The sequence below is a fragment of the Cellulomonas sp. APG4 genome, from assembly GCF_009996735.1.
Classification (GTDB): domain Bacteria; phylum Actinomycetota; class Actinomycetes; order Actinomycetales; family Cellulomonadaceae; genus Actinotalea.
Genome location: NZ_JAACYI010000014.1, coordinates 81,406 through 99,684, shown reverse-complemented (window position 1 = coordinate 99,684; position 18,279 = coordinate 81,406). Strand labels below are relative to the sequence as shown.

Annotated in this window: 23 protein-coding genes and 4 tRNA genes; 10 read left to right on the top strand and 17 right to left on the bottom strand. The window is 74.8% G+C overall.

All coding sequences use genetic code 11. The features are described 5' to 3' along the window. On the bottom strand, positions 1–782 hold a 782-nt coding region (locus GXB85_RS11740), incomplete at its 3' end, for a GTPase (protein WP_202627878.1). Next, positions 779–2,398 (bottom strand): dynamin family protein, encoded by a 1,620-nt coding sequence (locus GXB85_RS11735; protein ID WP_370524194.1) that lies wholly within the window; start codon positions 2,396–2,398, stop codon positions 779–781. The genes GXB85_RS11740 and GXB85_RS11735, both read right to left, overlap by 4 nt. Positions 2,399–2,498: 100 nt before the next feature. On the opposite strand from GXB85_RS11735, the gene GXB85_RS11730 reads away from it, so the two are divergent. Both GXB85_RS11730 and GXB85_RS11725 read left to right on the top strand, forming a co-directional pair. After that, a tRNA-Arg gene (locus GXB85_RS11730) sits at positions 2,499–2,571 on the top strand. A gap of 35 nt (positions 2,572–2,606) precedes the next feature. Beyond that, positions 2,607–3,797: an FAD-dependent oxidoreductase gene (locus GXB85_RS11725; RefSeq protein ID WP_161917837.1), complete on the top strand. Its 1,191-nt coding sequence runs from the start codon at positions 2,607–2,609 to the stop codon at positions 3,795–3,797. A gap of 7 nt (positions 3,798–3,804) precedes the next feature. Here the strand turns inward: GXB85_RS11725 and GXB85_RS11720 are convergent, their stop codons facing one another. Beyond that, the gene (locus tag GXB85_RS11720) at positions 3,805–4,587 is read right to left on the bottom strand and encodes a phosphatase PAP2 family protein (RefSeq protein ID WP_370524193.1); all 783 of its coding nucleotides are present in this window, start codon (positions 4,585–4,587) and stop codon (positions 3,805–3,807) included. 163 nt (positions 4,588–4,750) lie between these two features. Here GXB85_RS11720 and GXB85_RS11715 point away from each other — a divergent pair, with 163 nt between their 5' ends. From GXB85_RS11715 to orn, 3 genes are all read left to right on the top strand, one after another. After that, a complete protein-coding gene (locus GXB85_RS11715; RefSeq protein WP_161917835.1) occupies positions 4,751–5,047 on the top strand; it encodes a hypothetical protein in 297 nt (98 codons plus the stop codon). A gap of 73 nt (positions 5,048–5,120) precedes the next feature. Next, the gene (locus GXB85_RS11710) at positions 5,121–5,396 is read left to right on the top strand and encodes a hypothetical protein (RefSeq protein ID WP_161917834.1); all 276 of its coding nucleotides are present in this window, start codon (positions 5,121–5,123) and stop codon (positions 5,394–5,396) included. Positions 5,397–5,405: 9 nt separating this feature from the next. Next, positions 5,406–6,047, top strand: coding sequence for an oligoribonuclease (gene orn / locus GXB85_RS11705; protein ID WP_161917833.1), 642 nt, complete (start codon positions 5,406–5,408; stop codon positions 6,045–6,047). 69 nt (positions 6,048–6,116) lie between these two features. On the opposite strand, the gene GXB85_RS11700 is transcribed toward orn, so the two are convergent. Together GXB85_RS11700 and GXB85_RS11695 are read right to left on the bottom strand one after the other, a co-directional pair. Continuing rightward, a tRNA-His gene (locus tag GXB85_RS11700) sits at positions 6,117–6,189 on the bottom strand. A 110-nt stretch (positions 6,190–6,299) separates the two neighbouring features. Further along, on the bottom strand, positions 6,300–7,223 hold the full coding sequence (locus GXB85_RS11695; protein ID WP_161917832.1) for a hypothetical protein: 924 nt from the start codon (positions 7,221–7,223) through the stop codon (positions 6,300–6,302). A 180-nt stretch (positions 7,224–7,403) separates the two neighbouring features. Between GXB85_RS11695 and GXB85_RS11690 the strand changes: the two genes are divergently transcribed. After that, positions 7,404–7,766 (top strand): STAS domain-containing protein, encoded by a 363-nt coding sequence (locus GXB85_RS11690; RefSeq protein ID WP_161917831.1) that lies wholly within the window; start codon positions 7,404–7,406, stop codon positions 7,764–7,766. Positions 7,767–7,831: 65 nt separating this feature from the next. Here GXB85_RS11690 and GXB85_RS11685 read toward each other — a convergent pair. The 3 genes from GXB85_RS11685 to GXB85_RS11675 form a co-directional block, all read right to left on the bottom strand. Then, positions 7,832–7,904: transfer RNA gene (locus tag GXB85_RS11685), tRNA-Lys, on the bottom strand. Between the two features lie 81 nt (positions 7,905–7,985). Next, positions 7,986–8,288: a hypothetical protein gene (locus GXB85_RS11680; RefSeq protein ID WP_161917830.1), complete on the bottom strand. Its 303-nt coding sequence runs from the start codon at positions 8,286–8,288 to the stop codon at positions 7,986–7,988. A gap of 200 nt (positions 8,289–8,488) precedes the next feature. Continuing rightward, on the bottom strand, positions 8,489–8,785 hold the full coding sequence (locus GXB85_RS11675; protein WP_161917846.1) for a co-chaperone GroES: 297 nt from the start codon (positions 8,783–8,785) through the stop codon (positions 8,489–8,491). 169 nt (positions 8,786–8,954) lie between these two features. Here GXB85_RS11675 and bcp point away from each other — a divergent pair, with 169 nt between their 5' ends. After that, a complete protein-coding gene (gene bcp / locus GXB85_RS11670; RefSeq protein WP_161917829.1) occupies positions 8,955–9,422 on the top strand; it encodes a thioredoxin-dependent thiol peroxidase in 468 nt (155 codons plus the stop codon). Positions 9,423–9,495: 73 nt separating this feature from the next. Then, positions 9,496–9,577, top strand: a tRNA-Leu gene (locus GXB85_RS11665). An 80-nt stretch (positions 9,578–9,657) separates the two neighbouring features. On the opposite strand, the gene trxA is transcribed toward GXB85_RS11665, so the two are convergent. Beyond that, positions 9,658–10,056, bottom strand: coding sequence for a thioredoxin (gene trxA, locus GXB85_RS11660; protein WP_161917828.1), 399 nt, complete (start codon positions 10,054–10,056; stop codon positions 9,658–9,660). Positions 10,057–10,169: 113 nt separating this feature from the next. Between trxA and GXB85_RS11655 the strand changes: the two genes are divergently transcribed. After that, complete coding sequence (locus GXB85_RS11655; protein WP_161917827.1) at positions 10,170–10,727, top strand: NUDIX hydrolase family protein; 558 nt, start codon at positions 10,170–10,172, stop codon at positions 10,725–10,727. A 6-nt stretch (positions 10,728–10,733) separates the two neighbouring features. Here the strand turns inward: GXB85_RS11655 and GXB85_RS11650 are convergent, their stop codons facing one another. The 7 genes from GXB85_RS11650 to clpS all read right to left on the bottom strand — a co-directional run bounded on the left by GXB85_RS11650 (position 10,734) and on the right by clpS (position 16,452). Then, the gene (locus GXB85_RS11650; protein WP_161917826.1) at positions 10,734–12,410 is read right to left on the bottom strand and encodes an ABC-F family ATP-binding cassette domain-containing protein; all 1,677 of its coding nucleotides are present in this window, start codon (positions 12,408–12,410) and stop codon (positions 10,734–10,736) included. 3 nt (positions 12,411–12,413) lie between these two features. Further along, positions 12,414–13,052 (bottom strand): RdgB/HAM1 family non-canonical purine NTP pyrophosphatase, encoded by a 639-nt coding sequence (rdgB, locus tag GXB85_RS11645; protein WP_161917825.1) that lies wholly within the window; start codon positions 13,050–13,052, stop codon positions 12,414–12,416. Further along, positions 13,049–13,813, bottom strand: coding sequence for a ribonuclease PH (gene rph / locus GXB85_RS11640; RefSeq protein ID WP_161917824.1), 765 nt, complete (start codon positions 13,811–13,813; stop codon positions 13,049–13,051). Before rph ends, rdgB begins: the two co-directional genes overlap by 4 nt. Before the next feature lie 74 nt (positions 13,814–13,887). Beyond that, the gene (locus tag GXB85_RS11635) at positions 13,888–14,679 is read right to left on the bottom strand and encodes an MBL fold metallo-hydrolase (RefSeq protein ID WP_161917823.1); all 792 of its coding nucleotides are present in this window, start codon (positions 14,677–14,679) and stop codon (positions 13,888–13,890) included. Beyond that, positions 14,676–15,491, bottom strand: a complete 816-nt coding sequence (gene murI, locus GXB85_RS11630; RefSeq protein WP_161917822.1) for a glutamate racemase — start codon at positions 15,489–15,491, stop codon at positions 14,676–14,678. The genes GXB85_RS11635 and murI overlap by 4 nt, the downstream gene beginning before the upstream one ends. Before the next feature lie 59 nt (positions 15,492–15,550). Then, a complete protein-coding gene (locus GXB85_RS11625; protein ID WP_161917821.1) occupies positions 15,551–16,174 on the bottom strand; it encodes a DUF2017 family protein in 624 nt (207 codons plus the stop codon). Beyond that, positions 16,174–16,452: an ATP-dependent Clp protease adapter ClpS gene (gene clpS, locus GXB85_RS17870; protein WP_370524195.1), complete on the bottom strand. Its 279-nt coding sequence runs from the start codon at positions 16,450–16,452 to the stop codon at positions 16,174–16,176. The genes GXB85_RS11625 and clpS overlap by 1 nt, the downstream gene beginning before the upstream one ends. A gap of 122 nt (positions 16,453–16,574) precedes the next feature. Between clpS and GXB85_RS11615 the strand changes: the two genes are divergently transcribed. Then, positions 16,575–17,969, top strand: a complete 1,395-nt coding sequence (locus GXB85_RS11615; RefSeq protein ID WP_161917820.1) for a nicotinate phosphoribosyltransferase — start codon at positions 16,575–16,577, stop codon at positions 17,967–17,969. Between the two features lie 93 nt (positions 17,970–18,062). On the opposite strand, the gene GXB85_RS17865 is transcribed toward GXB85_RS11615, so the two are convergent. Continuing rightward, entirely contained in the window at positions 18,063–18,218 is a 156-nt protein-coding gene (locus tag GXB85_RS17865) for a hypothetical protein (protein ID WP_202627877.1), read from the bottom strand. Between the last annotated feature and the right edge of the window lie 61 nt (positions 18,219–18,279).

Here is an 18,279-nt window from a genome sequence, read left to right as displayed (position 1 = left end):
TCGGCGAGCCCGTGCGCCGCGACCGCGTCCGCGAGCGCCCGCCGCAGCTCGGCGACCCCGGAGCCGGTGGCGGCGGACAGGCCCAGCAAGCGCACGTGCGCGAGGCCGTCCTCGCGCAGCAGCCGCCCCACGTCCTCGAGGACGGCGTCGCGCGCGCCCTCGGGCACGGTGTCGAGCTGGTTGAGCACGACGAGCATCGACGTCTCGTGCCCGTGCAGGTGCCGCAGGTAGCCCGTGTGCAGCGCGTCGTCGGCGTACTTCTGCGGGTCCACCACCACGAGCACCAGATCGGCGTGCGGCAGCACCCGGTCCACCACGCGGCGGTGCTCGGGCTCGACCGAGTCGTGGTCCGGGAGGTCCAGCAGCACGAGCCCGCGCAGGTCCGCCTGGGACTCGCCGTCGAGGGCGCTCTCACGCTCGAAACGGCGCGTGACGGGCACCGCGAGCCAGTCGAGCAGCGCACCCGCGTCGTGGGCCCACACGCACGCGGTCACCTCGGACGTCGTCGGTCGCCGCACCCCCACGTCCGCGAGAGCGAGCCCCGCGAGCGCGTTGAACAGGCTCGACTTGCCCGATCCGGTGCCACCCACGAGCGCCACCACGGTGTGGTCGACGCCCAGCTCGAGCCGCTCGGCGACGGCGTCGAGCAGGCGCTCCACGTCGGCGCGCGTACCGGCCGGGACGCCGCTGCCGGCACCCTCGAGCGCCGAGCGCACGTGCGCCGCCCGCGCGAGCAGCTCCGCCGTCCGCGCCCCGACCTCCTGCGCGTGCCGCGCGCTCATGCCAGCCCCTTGAGCACGGCCAGGCGCAGCCGCAGCCTGCTGGCGGCGTCGTCCGCGAGCTCCGCGTGTCCGAGGGGGCCGAGGACCTCGTCCGCAGCGGCCCGGGCCTGGGCGGAGGCGCGGGCGGCGAGGTCGTCACGCGTCGCGCGCACGAGGTCCTCGACGACGACGCTCCCGAGCCCGTCGTCGAGCACGCGCCGTGCGGCCGGGAGGCCCACCGCCGCCGCCCGGACGAGCGTCGAGACGCCGTCGGGTCCGGCCGACGTCGCGAGGCGGGCGTACCTGCGGCGAGCGTGTCGGTCACCCGCGTCGGCGAGGGCGGCCTGGGCGGCGGCGCCCCCTGCCCACTCCTCGACCTGAGCCGCGACGTCGTCCTGCGCCGGGGCGGACGGCAGCCGGTCGAGCAGCCACGCGGCGCCCGCGAGCCCGCTCACCCCGAGCGCGTGCCGCACCGCGGCGTGGCCACGCCCACGTGCGGTGGCGAGCGCCACCTCGACGGCTCCCCGCACCTCCGCGTCCACCGCGCCGAGGGCCTCACGCCGTGCCGCGCGGCGGCGCCGGCCCCAGCGTCCGTCGAGCACGCCCTGTCCCGCGGCCCAGCGGCTGCGCACCGGACCGTCCCCCGCACCGCCCGAGCGCACGGCGTCCGCGGCGGCGTGCGCGGGCTCGTCGACGGACTCGCGGACGAGCCCCTCGAGCGCCGTGCGGGCGTCGGCCTGCGCCTGGACGCCGTCGGCGAGCTCGTCGACCCACGGCCGCAGGGCACGCAGGGCACCGCGCTGCGTCCGCGCGATGACCGAACGCGCACGATCCGGCCCCGCGACCATCGCGAGCCATCTCCGTACCGGGGCCACGTGCCGCGCGTCGAGCATGCCCTCGTGCGGACCCAGGTCCGGCACCAGGAACAGCGGCACGCTCGACATGCCGCGAGCCCGCAGGCGCCCGAGCAGGTCGCCACGTACCTCGACCAGCGCCGCGTCGGGCACGCGGTTGAGCACCATGGCCATCGACGTGCCGCGCTCGTGCGCGCGGTCGAGGACCGACCAGGGCAGGGCGTCGCCGTAGCGCGCCGCGGTGGTCACGAAGAGCCAGAGGTCGGCCGACTCGAGCAGCCGGTGCGCCGTCGAGCGGTTCGACTCGAGCAGGGAGTCCAGGTCAGGCGCGTCCACCACCACGAGCCCGCGTGGCACGCCGTCGTGCGCGACCACCTCGACGATCTCGAGGAGCGGGTGCCCGGCGAGCAGGTCGCCGTCGTCCGGGTGGTGGACGAGCACGGGCCGGCGCGTCGTGGGCCGCAGCACGCCGGCGGCACTCACCTCGGTCCCGAGCAACGAGTTCACGAGCGTCGACTTGCCCGCACCCGTCGAGCCCGCGACCACCACGAACCCCGGCGCCGAGAGCTCGCGCAGACGCGGCAGCAGGTGGTCGTCGAGCTGGTCGAGCAGCCGACGGCGGCTGTCCTCGGCCTCCTCGACCCCGGGCAGCGGCAGCACGAACTCGGTCGCGGCCACGTCCCGGCGCAGATCCGTGACGGCGTCGAGGAGGGTCGGGCTCGCCGGCCCGAGACGACCCGTCACCGCCGCACCCAACGGCTCCGGGGCGGTCGCGGTGATCACGGTCCAATCCTCGCCTGCTCACCCGTCTGGACCAAGCGCGCACGCCGTCCGCACGCGACCGACGTGCGCCCGGACGTCCGCACTACGCTGGTCCGGCCGGGCCCCCGTAGCTCAGTGGATAGAGCATCGGACTTCTAATCCGCAGGTCGCAGGTTCGAATCCTGCCGGGGGCGCTGGGGACCGACCCGTCCGAGCCTGGAGGTGCGTGGTGCCGACCGAGAGCTCGTCCCCGCGGGCCGTCGTGGTGGGCGGCGGGATCGCGGGCCTCGCCTCGGCGGTCGCGCTGCGCCGCGCCGGCTGGCGCGTGACCGTCCTCGAGCGAGCGGCCGACGTGCGCGAGGTGGGGGCCGGCGTGGCGATGTCGCGCAACGCCGTCGCGGCCTTCCGCGGGCTCGGCTTCACCGACGACGACGTCGCGGCCCTCGGTCGCCCGACGTGGGCGGCAGGGACCTGGGACGAGCACGGCCGACGGCTGCTGACCGTGCCCGCGACGCCGCAGGTGCGGTCGGCGGTGTCGCTGGTCGGGGTGCACCGGCGGCGACTGCACGGCGCGCTCCTCGACGCGGCCCGGGACCACGGCGTCGAGATGATTCCGGGCATCGCCGTCACCGAGGTCGATCCCGGCGAGGCCGACGGCGCCCCGGCTGTGGTCGCGGGACACGTCGCGGAGCTGGTGGTGGGCGCCGACGGGATGCGGAGCGCGGTCCGGGCAGCGGTCTACCCCGGTCACCGGCCCGTCTACAGCGGGTACTCGAGCTGGCGTGCCGTGGTACGCGCACCGCAGGTGCCCGACGCGCTCGTGCAGTACTGGGGCCCGCACGCCGAGTTCGGTCTCATGCCCGTCGCCGACGACGAGACGTACTGGTACGGCTACGTCGCGATGCCCGAGCGCACCGTCCTGACCGACGAGCTGGGCACCGCCCGTGAGCGCTTCGCGGGGTGGCCCGCGCCCGTGCGGGACGTGCTCGCGGTCACCCCGCGCGAGGCGGTGCTGCGGCATGACGTGCACCACCTGCCCGGCGGGCTGCCGCGCTACGCCGTCGGGCGCGTGGTGATGGTCGGCGACGCCGCGCACGGGTTCCTGCCGACGATGGGTCAGGGGGCCGCGACCGCGCTCGAGGACGGCCTGAGCGTCGGCCTGCTGATCGGCGCGCCCGTGGCCGACGGCGGGCGGCTGGCCCCCGCGCTCGAGGGCTTCGACCGTGTCCGGCGGCCGCGGTGCCGCGGACTCGCACGCGCTGCGCTCGCGTCGGCCCGCGTGGGCGCTCACCTCGGCGGTGGCGTGCCGCAGACGTTGCGGCGTGGGCTCATGCGCCTCGTGCCCTCGGCGGCCCTGAGCCGCGGGGCCCAGGGCGCCATGGGGTGGACCCCACCCGCACCCGCCTCCCCCGTGCGCTGACGCGCGCTCACCCGCGGTCGGGCCCCGCCTCGGCGCGAGTCTGTGCAGAGGTCGCGCGAGCGGCGAGCACCGCCCGCCGTCGGTCCACGACCACCACACCCCCGAGCACCGCGAGGGCGAGCGCGGACGACGCGACGACGTCGGTCACGAAGTGGTACCCCAGGTACAGGCGGCTGAGCGCGACGAGGGCGGTGCCGAGCACCACGACGAGCACCCAGACGACGAGCGCCCCCACGCGGGGCCGGCGCACCCAGGCGAGATAGGCGACCACGAGCAGCAGCGTCGCGGCCCCGATGGTGTGCCCCGAGGGGAACGAGTACGTGGTCTCCGCTCCCGGGACCGTCATCGTGTCGACCGGGGGCCGCGGTCGCGCGACGACCGCCTTGAGCGTGAGCGAGACCAGGGTCGACACGACCATCGCGGCAGCGAGGAGCCCCGCCTGCCACCACTCGCGTCCGGCGAGCCCCCACACGAGCGCCGCGACCACCACGACGACGGGCAGGACGGCCGGCCCGCTCACGGTGGTCACCGCGGTCAGGAACGCCGTCACCGCCTCGCTGCGCGCCGCCGCGAGGGCCTCGAGCACCGGCGTGTCGAGCGCCGCGAGGTCGTCGTTCTCACCGACGGCGTCGAGCACGGCGAGGAAGCCCGCCACGCCGAGGGCGACGAGCGCGAGTCCCAGCAGCACCGCGATCTGCGGCCCGCGGTCGACCACCCAGCCGCGCCTGCCCCACAGGTCACGGCCCAGGCCGGTGATCGAGGCGCGCAGACGGTTCCAGGTGGAGGGCACGGCACGAGCATCGCAGCGCGTCCGGGCGCCCGCGCGACGGGGCCGGACATCCCGCGCAAAAAGCCGTGCATGCCGCACCGGGCCGCTGCGACGCTGGCACCACCGCGGTGGAGGACCTGGCCCGTCCTCGATCCTGTCCCTTCCAGCCCAACGGAGCACCACCATGCACCCCATCAGCCTCTACGACGCAGCGGTGCGCGATCACCGGCGCGCCGAGGTCGAGCGGGCGCGCCGCCAGCAGGTGGCGATCCGCCGGCACGAGCGCTCCTCGACCCCGCAGGGGTCCACCACCGCGCAGCCGTCCAAGGCCGTCGGCATGACGACCTTGCTCCGGGCGAGCACCCGCCGCCCCACCCGTGCCCGTGGCGCCGCCACGGGAGTCCCGGCCCGGCGGCCGGCCGCAGATGTGCGGTCGGCCGCCGGGCCGGTCTGCGTGCAGGCGGCCCTCACGCCCGCCTGAGCACCGCCCGCTCGGCGCGCGCCCGGTCTGCCACCATGTCGCCCATGACCTGGTCCCGCGGCACGGCGCGCTGATGGGCCGCCACGCGGCACCGCCTCCCGAGCGCCCGGACGTCCCGCGCACCTCCGGCTCCCCCGGCACCGCGGACGACGACGCCTCCTCGGGTACTGCCTCGAGCGGGCCGTGGGACCGCGTGCTGCTCGCCGTCGTCGTCGGCCTCGTCGTGGGTGCCGTCGCGGGCTGGAGCGCGGCGTCGTGGCTCGTGGCGGGACTCTCGGCCGCAGGAGGCGCCGCGGTCACCCTGGTGGCCGCGTGGGTCGCCGGGACCGTCCCCGGGCGAGGGCCCTAGAGTGACCGGGTGAGCCCAGCCTCTGCACCCAACGACAAGATCGTCTGGATCGACTGCGAGATGACGGGTCTGGACCTGTCCCGCGACGCCCTGGTCGAGGTCGCCGCCGTGGTCACCGACTCCGAGCTCAACGTGCTCGGCGAGGGCGTCGACGTGGTCGTCACGCCGCCCGTCGAGGCGCTCGAGCAGATGGACCCCTTCGTGCGCGACATGCACACGAGCTCGGGCCTGCTCGAGGCGTTGCCCGGTGGCCTGACACTCGCGGAAGCGCAGGAGCGCGTGCTCGCCTACCTGCGCGAGCACGTGCCCGACGCCGGCAAGGCGCCCCTCGCGGGCAACTCGGTGGGCACCGACAAGGCGTTCCTCGAGAAGGAGATGCCCGAGCTCGTGGGTCACCTGCACTACCGGGTGATCGACGTCTCCTCGATCAAGGAGCTCGCGCGCCGCTGGTACCCGCGCATCTACTTCTCCTCGCCCGAGAAGAACGGCGGCCACCGCGCCCTGGCCGACATCCTCGAGAGCATCGACGAGCTGCGCTACTACCGCGAGGCGATGCTGGTGCCGCAGCCGGGGCCTGACTCGGCCGCCGCCAAGGAGATCGCGGCACGCGTCCTCGCGTCGTCGGTGCGCAACGCCCGCAACGCGCCCTGACGCGCGTCGGCCCCGACCTCACGACAGAGGCCCGGATCGCGGCGAACCGCGATCCGGGCCTCTGCTCGGGGTGGCTAACGGGACTTGAACCCGCGACCCCCTGGACCACAACCAGGTGCTCTACCGACTGAGCTATAGCCACCATGACCCGGCGCACGCGCACGGACCGGCGGAAAGTCTACCTGCTCCGCGGTGGTGCTTCGTCCGCCCGCTCCGGGATCCGTGACGACGCCTGCGAGGGCGCCCCGACGCCTACCCGACGCGTGCGGCGACCGCGTCGGCGAACCGCTCGAGTGCGCCGTCGGCGAGCGAGGTGAACAGCGACGGCTCGACCATCTCGAGCTCGAGCAGCACCGGCTGGTCGTCGTCCCCGCTGACCACGTCGACCCGCGCGTACAAGAACGGCTTGGGCACCTCCGCGCCCGCCTGCTCCGTGAGCAGGCGACGCGCCGTCAGGATCACGTTGCGGGCCATCTCGATCTCGGGGCCCGGTGCCTCGGCGGGGCGCATCTCCTCCTTCTTGTACACGCCGTCGACGCCCACGTCGGGACCGTCGAGCATCGCGGCCTTGACCACGCTGTGCGAGTACTGGCCCGCGATGAACACGTGGGCCCGCTCACCCACCTGGTCGACGCTCTGGAGGTAGCGCTGCACCATCACGGTGCGGTCCGCCTCGAGAAGCCGGCGGGCGTGCTGGATGGCGAGGCCCCGCGAGGACGCGTCGATGGCCGTGTAGCGACCGGTGTCGACCGAGCCGGCCGAGACCGCGGGCTTGATGACGAAGTCCCCGTGCGCAGGGAAGCGCGTGTGCAGAGCTCGCGACGACAGGTGCCTGTCGGGCTCGAGCCACATCGTCGGGACCACCGGCACACCCGCCCGCTCGAGCTCGCGGAGGTAGTGCTTGTCCGTGTTCCAGCGCACCACCGGATAGGGGTTGACGAGGGTGGAGACCCGGTCCACCTCGGCCGCCCAGGTGAGGAACTCCGAGCGGCGCTGAGCGTAGTCCCACGTGGACCTGATGAGCACGAGGTCGAACGACGACCAGTCGACCGAGCGGTCGTCCCACACCGCGGGTTCGGCGTGGACCCCGCGGGCCTCGAGCGCGCCGACGAGCGGGGCGTCCTCGGGGTCGAGCTGGGGCAGGTCGGCACAGGTGGCCAGGGCGATGCGCGTCACACGTGCACCCTACGGTGTCGGCGCCGACGGGCCCCGACCAAGGGTCCCGGCGTGTGCGCGGCGAGCCGCCCCGTGGCACGCCCGCCCCTCCGCCCCGACGCGCGGCCCGTGTGCCATCCGCGCTGATCTGCGGTTTGATCGTCTCCGGGGGCCATGCACCGAGCACGAGAGGACGGGTCGATGGACGACGCTGCTCACGACGCCGGGTCGGGGATGACCCTGCACGAGGAGCCCGAGCGCTCAGTTGTCGAGGCCTGGGGCGAGATCGACCTCGCCGTCAGGCACAGCGCAGGGCCGATGTGCCAGGTGGTCGCCGACCGCGGGCTGCCCGTGGTCATCGACGCGAGCCGCATCACGTTCATCGACTCCACGGGGATGTCGATCCTCGTGCGCCTCGCCCGCGACGGAGAGGCCCGCGGCTACCCCGTCGAGCTGCGCAACGCCCCGTGGATGCTCAAGGAGCTCCTGACCATCACGGGCGTCGACCAGCTGCTCCCCTTTGCCGACGACGAGGGCGAGGACGCCCCGACCGGCTCCGCCTGAGCGCTGAGCCCGGCACGACGAAGGCCCCCGACCGGGCATCATGCCTGGTCAGGGGCCTTCTTCTGTGCGCCATCAGGGACTCGAACCCCGAACCCGCTGATTAAGAGTCAGCTGCTCTGCCAATTGAGCTAATGGCGCGCGGTGCAGAACGTTAGCACCTGCGCAGGGCCCGCGCGAAAACGACGCCGTCGGCCGACGACGGCGTCCGCTGGCCCGTCCTCAGGTGGTGACGGGCTGGTCCGGCGACTCGGTGGCGCCGTCGGCCCCGTCCCCCTCCTCGTGCTCCCACCAGGCGACCTCCGGCAGCCCCTCGTCCTGCAGGATCTGCGGCGACTCGGGGCCGCTCGGGATCGCGAGGTCGGCGAGGAGGGCGAGCGGGACGTGCTGGCTCAGGAGGTTCATCACCTCGTGCGAGGCCTCCTCGTCCACCTCGTCGACGTCGACGTCGGTCTCGAGCGCGTCGGTGGGGAGGGCGGCAGGCGCCTCGCCGTCATGGTCGCGTGCAGCGTCGTGCGCGGTCATCGCCCGACCTCCCTCCGTGCCCTGGTGCCCCGCGCCGCGGGGCACCGTGCCCGCGGCGGCGCCACAGGCTGTCCAGACGGCTACTGCACCACCCGCGGGCCGGTTGCGCAACAGGTTGCGCCGCGCGTCCCTCCGACGGGTGCACGCACCTCACGGGACCTCCACACGGCCCACGGGGCGTCCGTGGCGCGCGGCAGGCCTCACAGGTAGAGCCCCGTGCCCTCGCCGCCCGCCTCGGGCTCGGCCACACCGTGCAGGTCGCGCTCGCGCAGCAGCACGTAGTCGGTGCCCTGGAGCTCGACCTCGGCCCGCTCCTGCGGGTCGAACAGCACGCGGTCACCACGCTGCACCTGGCGTACGTGGGGCCCGACGGCGACCACCGCGCCCCACGCGAGACGTCGCCCCACCGAGGCGGTCGCGGGGATCACGATGCCCGAGCTCGACAGCCGCTCGGAGCTCTCGCCGTCGAGGTGCACGAGCACCCTGTCGTGCAGCATGCGGATGGGCGGGACAGCACCGGGGGTCGTCGAGCTCACCCGCGCACCGTACCGGCCGTCGCAGCCACCGCGGGACGTCCCGCGTCGCGCACCCGGCCGCGACGGCGCACGGGGGCACAGGTTCCCGAGCGGTCGCTAGGCTGAGGCGGCCCGCCGACCAAGGAGACCCATGACCCGCCTCGCCGCCGGTGACCTCGCGCCGGACTTCACGCTCCCCACCGACGACGGCGGGAGCCTCACGCTCTCCGAGCTGCGTGGTGGTCGGGTGGTCATCTTCTTCTTCCCCGCCGCGATGACGCCGGGCTGCACCACGCAGGCGTGCGACTTCCGCGACTCGCTCGAGACGCTCAAGGCCTCGGGGTACACCGTCGTCGGGATCTCGCCCGACCCCGTCGAGAAGCTCGCGCGGTTCCGCGAGGAGGCCGGCCTCACGTACCGGCTCGCCTCCGACGTCGACCGCGCGGTGCTGACCACCTACGGCGCCTACGGCGAGAAGAAGCTGTACGGCAAGGTGGTCGAGGGCGTCATCCGCTCGACGATCGTGGTGGGCACCGACGGCACCGTCGAGCTCGCGCAGTACAACGTGCGCGCGACGGGCCACGTGGCGAAGCTGCTGCGGGACCTGCGCCTGGTCTGACAACCGGGCCGGTCCGGACGACGAGCCGGCGCGCGACGCCACGACGGCGTCGGGTGACTAGGCTCGCCCCCGAGCGCGAGTGGCGAAATCGGCAGACGCGCCAGGTTTAGGTCCTGGTGCCCTCGGGCGTGCGGGTTCGACTCCCGCCTCGCGCACCCCGTCAGGTGATCGGCCCGCGCTGATGACGGACGCAGTCCCGGTGGACTCAGTGCTGGTGGACTCAGTGCCGGTGGACTCAGTGCTGGTGACCGGCGTGCTCGTCGGCCCCGCCGGCGGCCTGCTGCTCGGCGAGCTGACGGCGCACGTCGTCCATGTCGAGGCCCTTGACCGCCTGCACCACCTGCTCGAGCGCGGGCTTGGGCAGCGCGCCGGCCTGGGAGAAGACCAGGATGCCGTCGCGGAACGCCATGAGCGTGGGGATCGACGAGATCTGCGCGGCGGCCGCGAGGCCCTGCTCGGCCTCGGTGTCGACCTTGGCGTGCACCACGTCGGGGTGCTCGTCGGAGGACTCCTCGAAGACCGGCCCGAACCGCTTGCACGGCCCGCACCACTCGGCCCAGAAGTCGACCAGCACGATGCCGTTCTCGGTCACGGTCTTCTCGAACGTCGTCTCGGTGAGCTCCACGGTGGCCATGGGGGTTCCTCTCGTCGGCGGCACGGGTGACGGCCGCGCACACGGCGGCCCTTCGGGTGCGTCAACGCCCGCGCGCCCGTCGTATTCCGTGGGTGCGCCTTAGGCTCGGGGCCATGACGGACACCGCCGACTTCCCCGAGGAGCCCACGCCCGACGGCTGGCTGAGCGAGTCCGAGCTCGCCGCTGTCCGTGCGCGACTGCCGATGCTGTACGTCGACGCGGTGCCCGTGCGGGTCGACGAGAGCGGTGACGTGGTCGCCGTCGGCCTGCTGCTGCGGGTGGGCCGTGACGGGACCATGACCCGTGCGCTCGTGTCCGGCCGCGTCATGTTCCACGAGCGCATCCGCGACGCGCTGCTGCGCCACATCGAGAAGGACCTGGGTCCGGTCGCGCTCCCCCAGATCCCGGCCGCACCCCAGCCGTTCACGGTCGCCGAGTACTTCCCGACCCCCGGGATCACGCCGTACCACGACACGCGCCAGCACGCGGTGTCGATGGCCTACGTGGTACCCGTGTCCGGCGACTGCGAGCCGCAGCAGGACGCGCTCGACCTCGCGTGGATGACGCCCGAGGAGGCCTGCGGCGAGCAGGTCCAGGTGGAGATGGTGGGTGGGCAGGGCTACCTGCTGCGCCAGGCGATGGCGCACGTCGGCCGACTGCCCACGTTCTGAGCAACCTCAGGCGCCAAGGTCGAGGCGCGGCCAGTCCGCGAGGTCGGCGAGCAGCGCGCGGTCGTGCGTCGCGACGACGACGGCGGCCGAGGTCGCGCGCAGGGCGTCCGTCAGGTCGTCCACCAGCGCGACCGACAGGTGGTTGGTGGGTTCGTCGAGCAGCAGCACGTGGGGCGCGGCGAGCAGCGCCCGCGCGAGGGCGAACCTGCGTCGCTGGCCCACCGAGAGCTCGACGAGCGGCCGGTCCAGCTCGTCCTCGGTGAGCAGGCCGAGACCCGCCACGGGCACGAGCTGCTCGGGGTCGAGCGCACCGGCCTCGAGCAGCCCGAGCGCGTGCGCGGCGTAGGCCTCGAAGACCGTGCGGGTGTCGAGGCCCTGGTCGTCGCCCTGGGCGAGCAGGCCGAAGCGCACCCCGGGCGCGACGTCGCGCACGCCGCGCTCGGGCCGGATCGCACCCGCGAGCACGCCCAGCAGCGTGCTCTTGCCAGCGCCGTTGGGTCCCGTCACCAGCAGACGACCGCACGGCGGCACCTCGACGCGGACGCCGGGCAGGTCCACCCGGCCCGGGACGTGCGGGCCGCGCACCTCGAGCAGCACGTGCCCGACGGCGTGCCCCGGCGGCAGGGCGGGCAGGTCGGGGAACACGAGCTCTGCGGGCGGCGGCGGCACCTCGACGGCCTCCGCCTCGAGACGCTCGACCAGCCGGTCGGCGGCCTTGACGTGGATCCGCGCCCGGGTGGCGCGGCGGTGCTTGTCGCTGCCCTTCGGCGGCCGCCACTCGTCGGAGAGGCCCTCGTAGGAGGCGTCGAGGCGCTCGAGCAGGCGTGCCCGGCGCTTCTGCTCGGCGGCGTACCGCTGCCGCCAGCGCCGCAGCGCCTGCGTGCGCGCGAACCGGTAGGCCGCGTAGCTCGAGGCGCCGTACAGCGCGGGCCTTCCGTCGACCGAGGGGTCGAGGTCGAGGATCGCGGTCATGATGTCGTCGAGCAGCCGACGGTCGTGCGTGACGATGACCACGGCCCCGGGCCACGCCCGCAGCTCACCCGTGAGGTGCTCGACGGCTGACGCGTCGAGGTGGTTGGTCGGCTCGTCGAGCAGGAGCACGTCCGCGCGCTCGGCCAGGCGGCACGCGAGCCGCGCGCGGTAGCGCTCCCCCACCGACAGGCTCGCGAGCGTGCGGTCGAGGTCACGCGGCGCGCCCAGCCGCGCGAGGGCCTCGTCGGCGCGCCGGTCGGCGTCCCACACCGAGAGCCGCTCGGCCGCGGCGAGCGCCCGGCTCAGCCGCTCACGTGCCGGGGCGTCGTCGTCGCCGGCACGCCCGAGCGCGTCGACCGCGGCGGTCGCGGCCTCGAGCTCGCGCGCGACCGCACGTGCCTCGGCGAGCGCGTCCTCCACGAGGTCGCCCACGGTCGCGTCCTCGGGCACGTCGAGGTCCTGCTCGACGTGCGCGAGCGTCCCGACGCGGCGCACCTCACCCGAGGCCGGCGCGTGCCGTCCGGCGAGGGCTCGCAGCAGCGTCGACTTGCCGGTCCCGTTCTCGCCGACGAGGCCGATGCGGTCACCGGCCGACGCCGTGAACGTGACGCCGCTGAGCACCGTGCGGCCGGGGTAGCCGACGGCGAGGTCGCGCGCGGCGACGTGCCCCACGGGTGAGGTCGAGCCGCTCCCGAGCGCAGCACCAGGCATGACTCAGCCGGCCCCCAGCGCGGCGGCCACGTGCGGCGCGAGCGCTCGCATGGCGGCCCCGCGGTGGGAGACCGCGTTCTTCTCCTCGGGCGTGAGCTCGGCACTCGTGAGCCGCTGCTCCCCGGCCCGGGTGGGCTGCGCGTCGGGCACGAGGATCGGGTCGTAGCCGAAGCCGTGCGACCCGCGCGGCGCCGTCGCGAGGACACCACGCATGTGGCCGATCTCGACGTGCTCGTGGCCACCGGGCGTGACGAGGGCGGCCGCGCACACGAAGCCCGCGGCGCGGTGCACCTCGGGGACGTCCGCGAGCTGCGCGAGCAGCAGCTCGAGGTTCGCGACGTCGTCGCCGTGGCGGCCCGCCCAGCGGGCCGAGAAGACGCCGGGCGCTCCCCCGAGCACGTCGACCGCGAGGCCCGAGTCGTCCGCGACGGCGGGCGCGCCCGTCGCGGCCGCGAGCGCGCGTGCCTTGATCAGCGCGTTCTCGGCGAAGGTGACACCGTCCTCGACGGGTGGCGGCGCGCCGACGTCGGCCGCGCTCACCACGTCCGCCGGGTCCAGGCCCGGCACGAGCGGCGCGAGGATCGCACGCAGCTCACCGAGCTTGTGCCGGTTGTGCGTCGCGAGGACGAGGCGCACGGTCACGCGTGCGGCCCGTCGCCGTCCGCGAGCGCCGCCTGCTGCAGACGCGTGAGCTCGCCCGTGCCCGCGAGCGCCAGGTCGAGCAGCACGTCGAGCTCGCCGCGGTCGAACGGCGTCTGCTCGGCGGTGCCCTGCACCTCGACGAACCTGCCGCTGCCCGTCGCGACGACGTTCATGTCCGTGTCGGCACGGACGTCCTCGACGTAGGGCAGGTCGAGCATCGGCACGCCGTCGACGATCCCCACGCTCACGGCGGCCACCGAGTCCGTCAGCACCGGCTTGGGGCTGCGGATCGCCCCGCTGCGCTGGCCCCACGCGACCGCGTCCGCGAGCGCGACGTACGCACCGGTGATGGCCGCGGTGCGCGTGCCGCCGTCGGCCTGGAGCACGTCGCAGTCGAGCACGATCGTGTTCTCGCCCAGCGCCTTGACGTCGATCACCGCGCGGAGCGAGCGGCCGATGAGACGCGAGATCTCGTGCGTGCGCCCGCCCACGCGGCCCTTGACCGACTCACGGTCCGAGCGCGTGGTGGTCGAGCGCGGCAGCATCGCGTACTCGGCCGTGACCCAGCCCGAGCCCGAGCCCTTCTTCCAGCGCGGCACGCCCTCGGTGAACGACGCCGCGCACAGCACACGCGTGCGGCCGAACTCGACGAGCACGCTCCCCTCGGCGGCGTCGAGCCACCCCCGGCTGAAGGTCACGGGGCGCAGCTGGTCGGTGCGTCGCCCGTCGGCGCGGGCGGTGGTCGAGGAGGTCGAGGTCATGGGGACGACCCTAGGCGACCCCGGCGACACCGGCCGCTCCCGTCCGGACGCCGTCGGCCGCGACCGGGGGCGTCTCAGAGGGCGACGACCATGCCCGGCGCGGCGACGTCGATGGGCCCGGCGTACACCTCGCGCGCCTCGGTCACGGCGTCCGCGGCGTCGTTCCAGGCCGGGAGGTGGGTGAGCACGAGCCGGCCCACCGCCCCGCCGGCCGCCGCCTCCCCCGCACGCCGTCCGGTCAGGTGGATCCCGCGCACCGCGTCGTCACGGCCCTCGACGAACGCGGCCTCGGCGAGCAGCACGTCGGCGCCCGCCGCGAGCTCGTCGAGCCCTGCGCACGCATCCGTGTCCCCGGTGTACGCGAGCACCACGCGACGCGACGGGTCGTCCTCGGCCGGGCCCTCGACCCGCACGCCGTACGCCGGGACGGGGTGCTCGACGGCCACGGGCGTGAGCGTGAGCGGCCCGACGGCGACCGGGTGTCCCGGCTGCCACGTGTGGACCGTGAGGTGGTCGCCCATGCTCTCACCGGGCTCGAGCCCGTAGGCGTCGGCGATCCGCGACGCCGTACCGAACGGGCCGTGCACGACGACGCGACGGGGCCGCCCACCCCGGGGGTGGTACTTGAGGAACACGTACAGGCCGCACAGGTCGGCCATGTGGTCGGGGTGCAGGTGCGACAGCCCGATCAGGTCGACCTCTGCAGGGTCCACGTGCCGCTGGAGCACCCCGAGCGCGCCGCTGCCCAGGTCGAGCACGACGCGCCACGTACGCCCCGAGGCGTCGTCGGCCTCGACCAGGTAGCACGACGCGGCCGAGTCCGGCCCGGGGAACGAGCCCGCGCAGCCCACCACGGTGAGCCTCACCGCAGGCTCGCCGCGGGCTCGACGGACAGCACCTCGGGGCCCAGGAAGCGCCGCGCGAGGGTCTGGAACGACGCGGCGTCGCCTGTCGCGAGGAACCGGTGCTCGGGCGGCCCCAGCGACGGGTCACGCTCGAGCCCGTGCGCCACGAGCGTGCGGTACACGTCCTTCGCCGTCTCCTCGGCGGACGAGACGAGCGTCACCTGGTCACCCATGACGTAGGAGATGACGCCGGTCAGCAGCGGGTAGTGGGTGCAGCCGAGCACGAGCGTGTCGACGCCGGCCTCGACCACCGGGGCCAGGGACTCGCGCGCGACGGCGAGGGCCTCGGGGCCCGACGTCGTACCGGCCTCGACCAGCTCGACGAAGCCCGGGCACGCCTGCGAGGTGAGCTCGATGCCCGACGCGACCGCGAAGGCGTCGTCGTACGCGCGCGACCCGACCGTCGCACGCGTGCCGATCACCCCCACCCGGCCGCTGCGGGTGGCCGCGGCCGCACGCCGGGCGGCGGGCAGGATCACCTCGACCACGGGCAGGCCGCGACGCTGCGTGTAGCGCTCGCGGGCGTCGCGCAGGACGGCGGCCGAGGCGCTGTTGCACGCGATCACGAGCATCTTGACGCCCGCGTCGACCAGGTCGTCCATCACCTCGAGGGCGTGGGCGCGCACGGCCGCGAGGGGCTTGGGGCCGTAGGGCGCGTTCGCGGTGTCGCCGATGTAGAGGACCGACTCGTGGGGCAGCTGGTCGAGCACGGCCCGGGCGACCGTCAGACCGCCGACACCGGAGTCGAAGATGCCGATGGGGGCGTCGTTCACGCGCCCGAGCCTAGACCGGACGTCACCCCGCTCCTGCCCGGACCGGGGTGACGTCCGCCTCACGGCGGCGGTGCGGTCCCCTCCGTGAGCCCGGCGAGCATGAGGTCCACGAGCGACTCCTGCAGCAGGCTCAGCACCACGTAGACCGTCGCGAGGAAGCGCTGGGACACCTCCGAGTCGTCCGGGTCGTCGTCGTGCTCGCGGCCGACGAGGTCGTACAGCGCGTCGGCGTCGGCGTCCGTGCGCACCCCGAGCCGCTCGGACGCGACCAAGCGCAGGTCGGTGAGCGCGGCGGCCACCTGCTCGGCCTCGCTCGCGACCACCACCAGCTCGGGGCGCGCGCCCTCGAGGGCCGCACGCAGCCGCAGCAGGTTCCGGTGCTTGGTGACGCGCAGGTCCGCCTCGGTGAGCCGGCGGAACTCGGCCGCGAGCTCGGTGTCCTCCCGGGACGCGTCGGGCAGCAGACGCCGCAGCGCGGGATCCCACGGCGGGGTCACGGGTCCCTGGCTCACGCGCACCGAGGCGAGCGGGTCGTCCGGGACGTCCTCGGGGATGCCGCCGCCCGGCGCGTCAGCTCCTACGAGCGCGAGCACCTCGTCGACCACGTCGAGCAGGACGACGCGCTCGGTCGGGTCGAGCAGCGCGACGAACCCCGCACCGTCCTCGGGTCGGAAGCCCCGCATCAGCGCTCGGCCGCCTGCACCGTGGCCCACAGCCCGAAGCCGTGCATCGCCTGGACGTCGGCCTCCATCTGCTCGCGGTTGCCGCGCGAGACGGTCGCACGGCCCTCGGTGTGGACCTGGCGCATGAGGCGTTCCGCGGTGGCCTGGGGGTAGCCGAAGTAGGTCCGGAACACGTAGGTGACGTAGCTCATGAGGTTCACCGGGTCGTTCCAGACCACCGTCGACCAGCCGTCGGGACCGCGCTCGGCCGGGCGCTCCTCCGCGCGCACGTCGCGCACCGGGGCGGGGGCACCGGTGGGCCCGACCGTCGCCGTCGCGGGGCGTGAGATGCGCACGCGTCCACTGTAGGCAGCGCGGCCGCGGTGGGCGCGGCGGGCGGGCTGCCCCTACTGTTCCCCTCATGAGCGCAGAGCTGCCCTCGCCGTCGGCCACCTCTGTCAGCCTCCTCCCGGCCGAGCGCGAGCGCGCCTCGACCGCGCTGCTGACCGACCGCTACGAGCTCACGATGCTCCAGGCGGCGCTCGCCGACGGCACCGCACATCGGCACTGCGTGTTCGAGGTGTTCACGCGTCGCCTCCCGCTCGGTCGCCGCTACGGCGTGGTCGCGGGGACCGGCCGGCTGCTCGAGGCGATCGCGGACTTCCGCTTCACCGAGGCCGAGCTGCGCTACCTGTCGCGGCACGGCGTGGTGGACCGGCCCACGCTGCGGTTCCTCGCCGACTACCGGTTCAGCGGCAACGTGGTGGGCTACGCCGAGGGCGAGTGCTTCTTCCCGGGCTCTCCGGTGCTGGTGGTCGAGGGGACGTTCGCCGAGGCCGTGCTGCTCGAGACCCTCGCGCTCTCGGTGCTCAACTACGACTCGGCGGTCGCCTCGGCGGCCTCGCGGATGACGAGCGCCGCCGTCGACCGGCCGTGCCTGGAGATGGGCGGCCGCCGTGCGCACGAGCAGGCCGCCGTGGCCGCGGCACGGGCCGCCGTCGTGGCCGGCTTCGCGGGCACGTCCAACCTCGAGGCGGGGCGGCGCTACGGGGTCCCCACGATCGGGACGGCCGCGCACTCGTACACGCTCCTGCACGACGACGAGCCGTCCGCCTTCGCCGCGCAGGTGGCCGCCCAGGGTGCGGGGACGACCCTGCTGGTCGACACCTACGACGTCGCGCGCGGCGTCGAGCACGCCGTCGCGGCCGCCGGGACGGGCCTCGGGGCCGTGCGGCTCGACTCGGGCGACCTGCCGACCCTCGCGCACGAGGTGCGCGCCCAGCTCGACGCCCTCGGGGCCACGGGCACCCGCATCGTGGTGAGCTCCGACCTCGACGAGCACGCCATCGCGGGTCTCGCGGTGGCGCCCGTCGACTCCTACGGCGTCGGCACCTCGGTCGTCACCGGCTCGGGCGCGCCCACCTGCGGGATGGTCTACAAGCTGGTCGCGCGCGAGGGACGCGACGGAAGCCTCGAGCCGGTCGCGAAGGCCTCGGCGAGCAAGACGAGCAGCGGAGGACGCAAGGCGGCGGCGCGGCGGCTCGGCGACGACGGCCGCGCGGTCGAGGAGGTCGTGGTCTCAGGGCCCGACCACTCGGTCGCGACCTGGGCGCCGCAGACCGCCGACCTGCGCGCCCTGCACGTGCCGCTGGTGGTCGAGGGCGCGGTCGACACCCGCTGGACCGGCGCGCCGGGGGTGAACCTCGCCGTCGAGCGGCACGAGGCCTCGCGGGCCGAGCTGCCACGCGGGGCGCGCAGGCTCTCGGCCGGCGACCCCGCGCTCGACACGGTGCACGTGCGGCTCGACGACGCCTGAGCCCGGGCGTGCGGGCCGTGCCCGTGGTGAACGGGGCCGGACATGACAGGACCCCGGGGCGCCGAGCGCTCCCGGGGTCCTGCCCGCAGGCGTCTACACGCGTGACTTGCCGCGGCCCACGAAGCCGAGGATGAGGCTCACGACGAGCACGATGACGCCGAGCCAGATGAGGAACTGCGCGGCCTCGACAGCCACACCGAGGATCAGCAGTACGACGCCGACCAGCAGGATGATCAACCAGGTAGGCATGTGGAGCCCTTTCTGTCCTGCACCGGGGAGGGGGTACGTTCCGGTGCTCGTTGCGACGAGC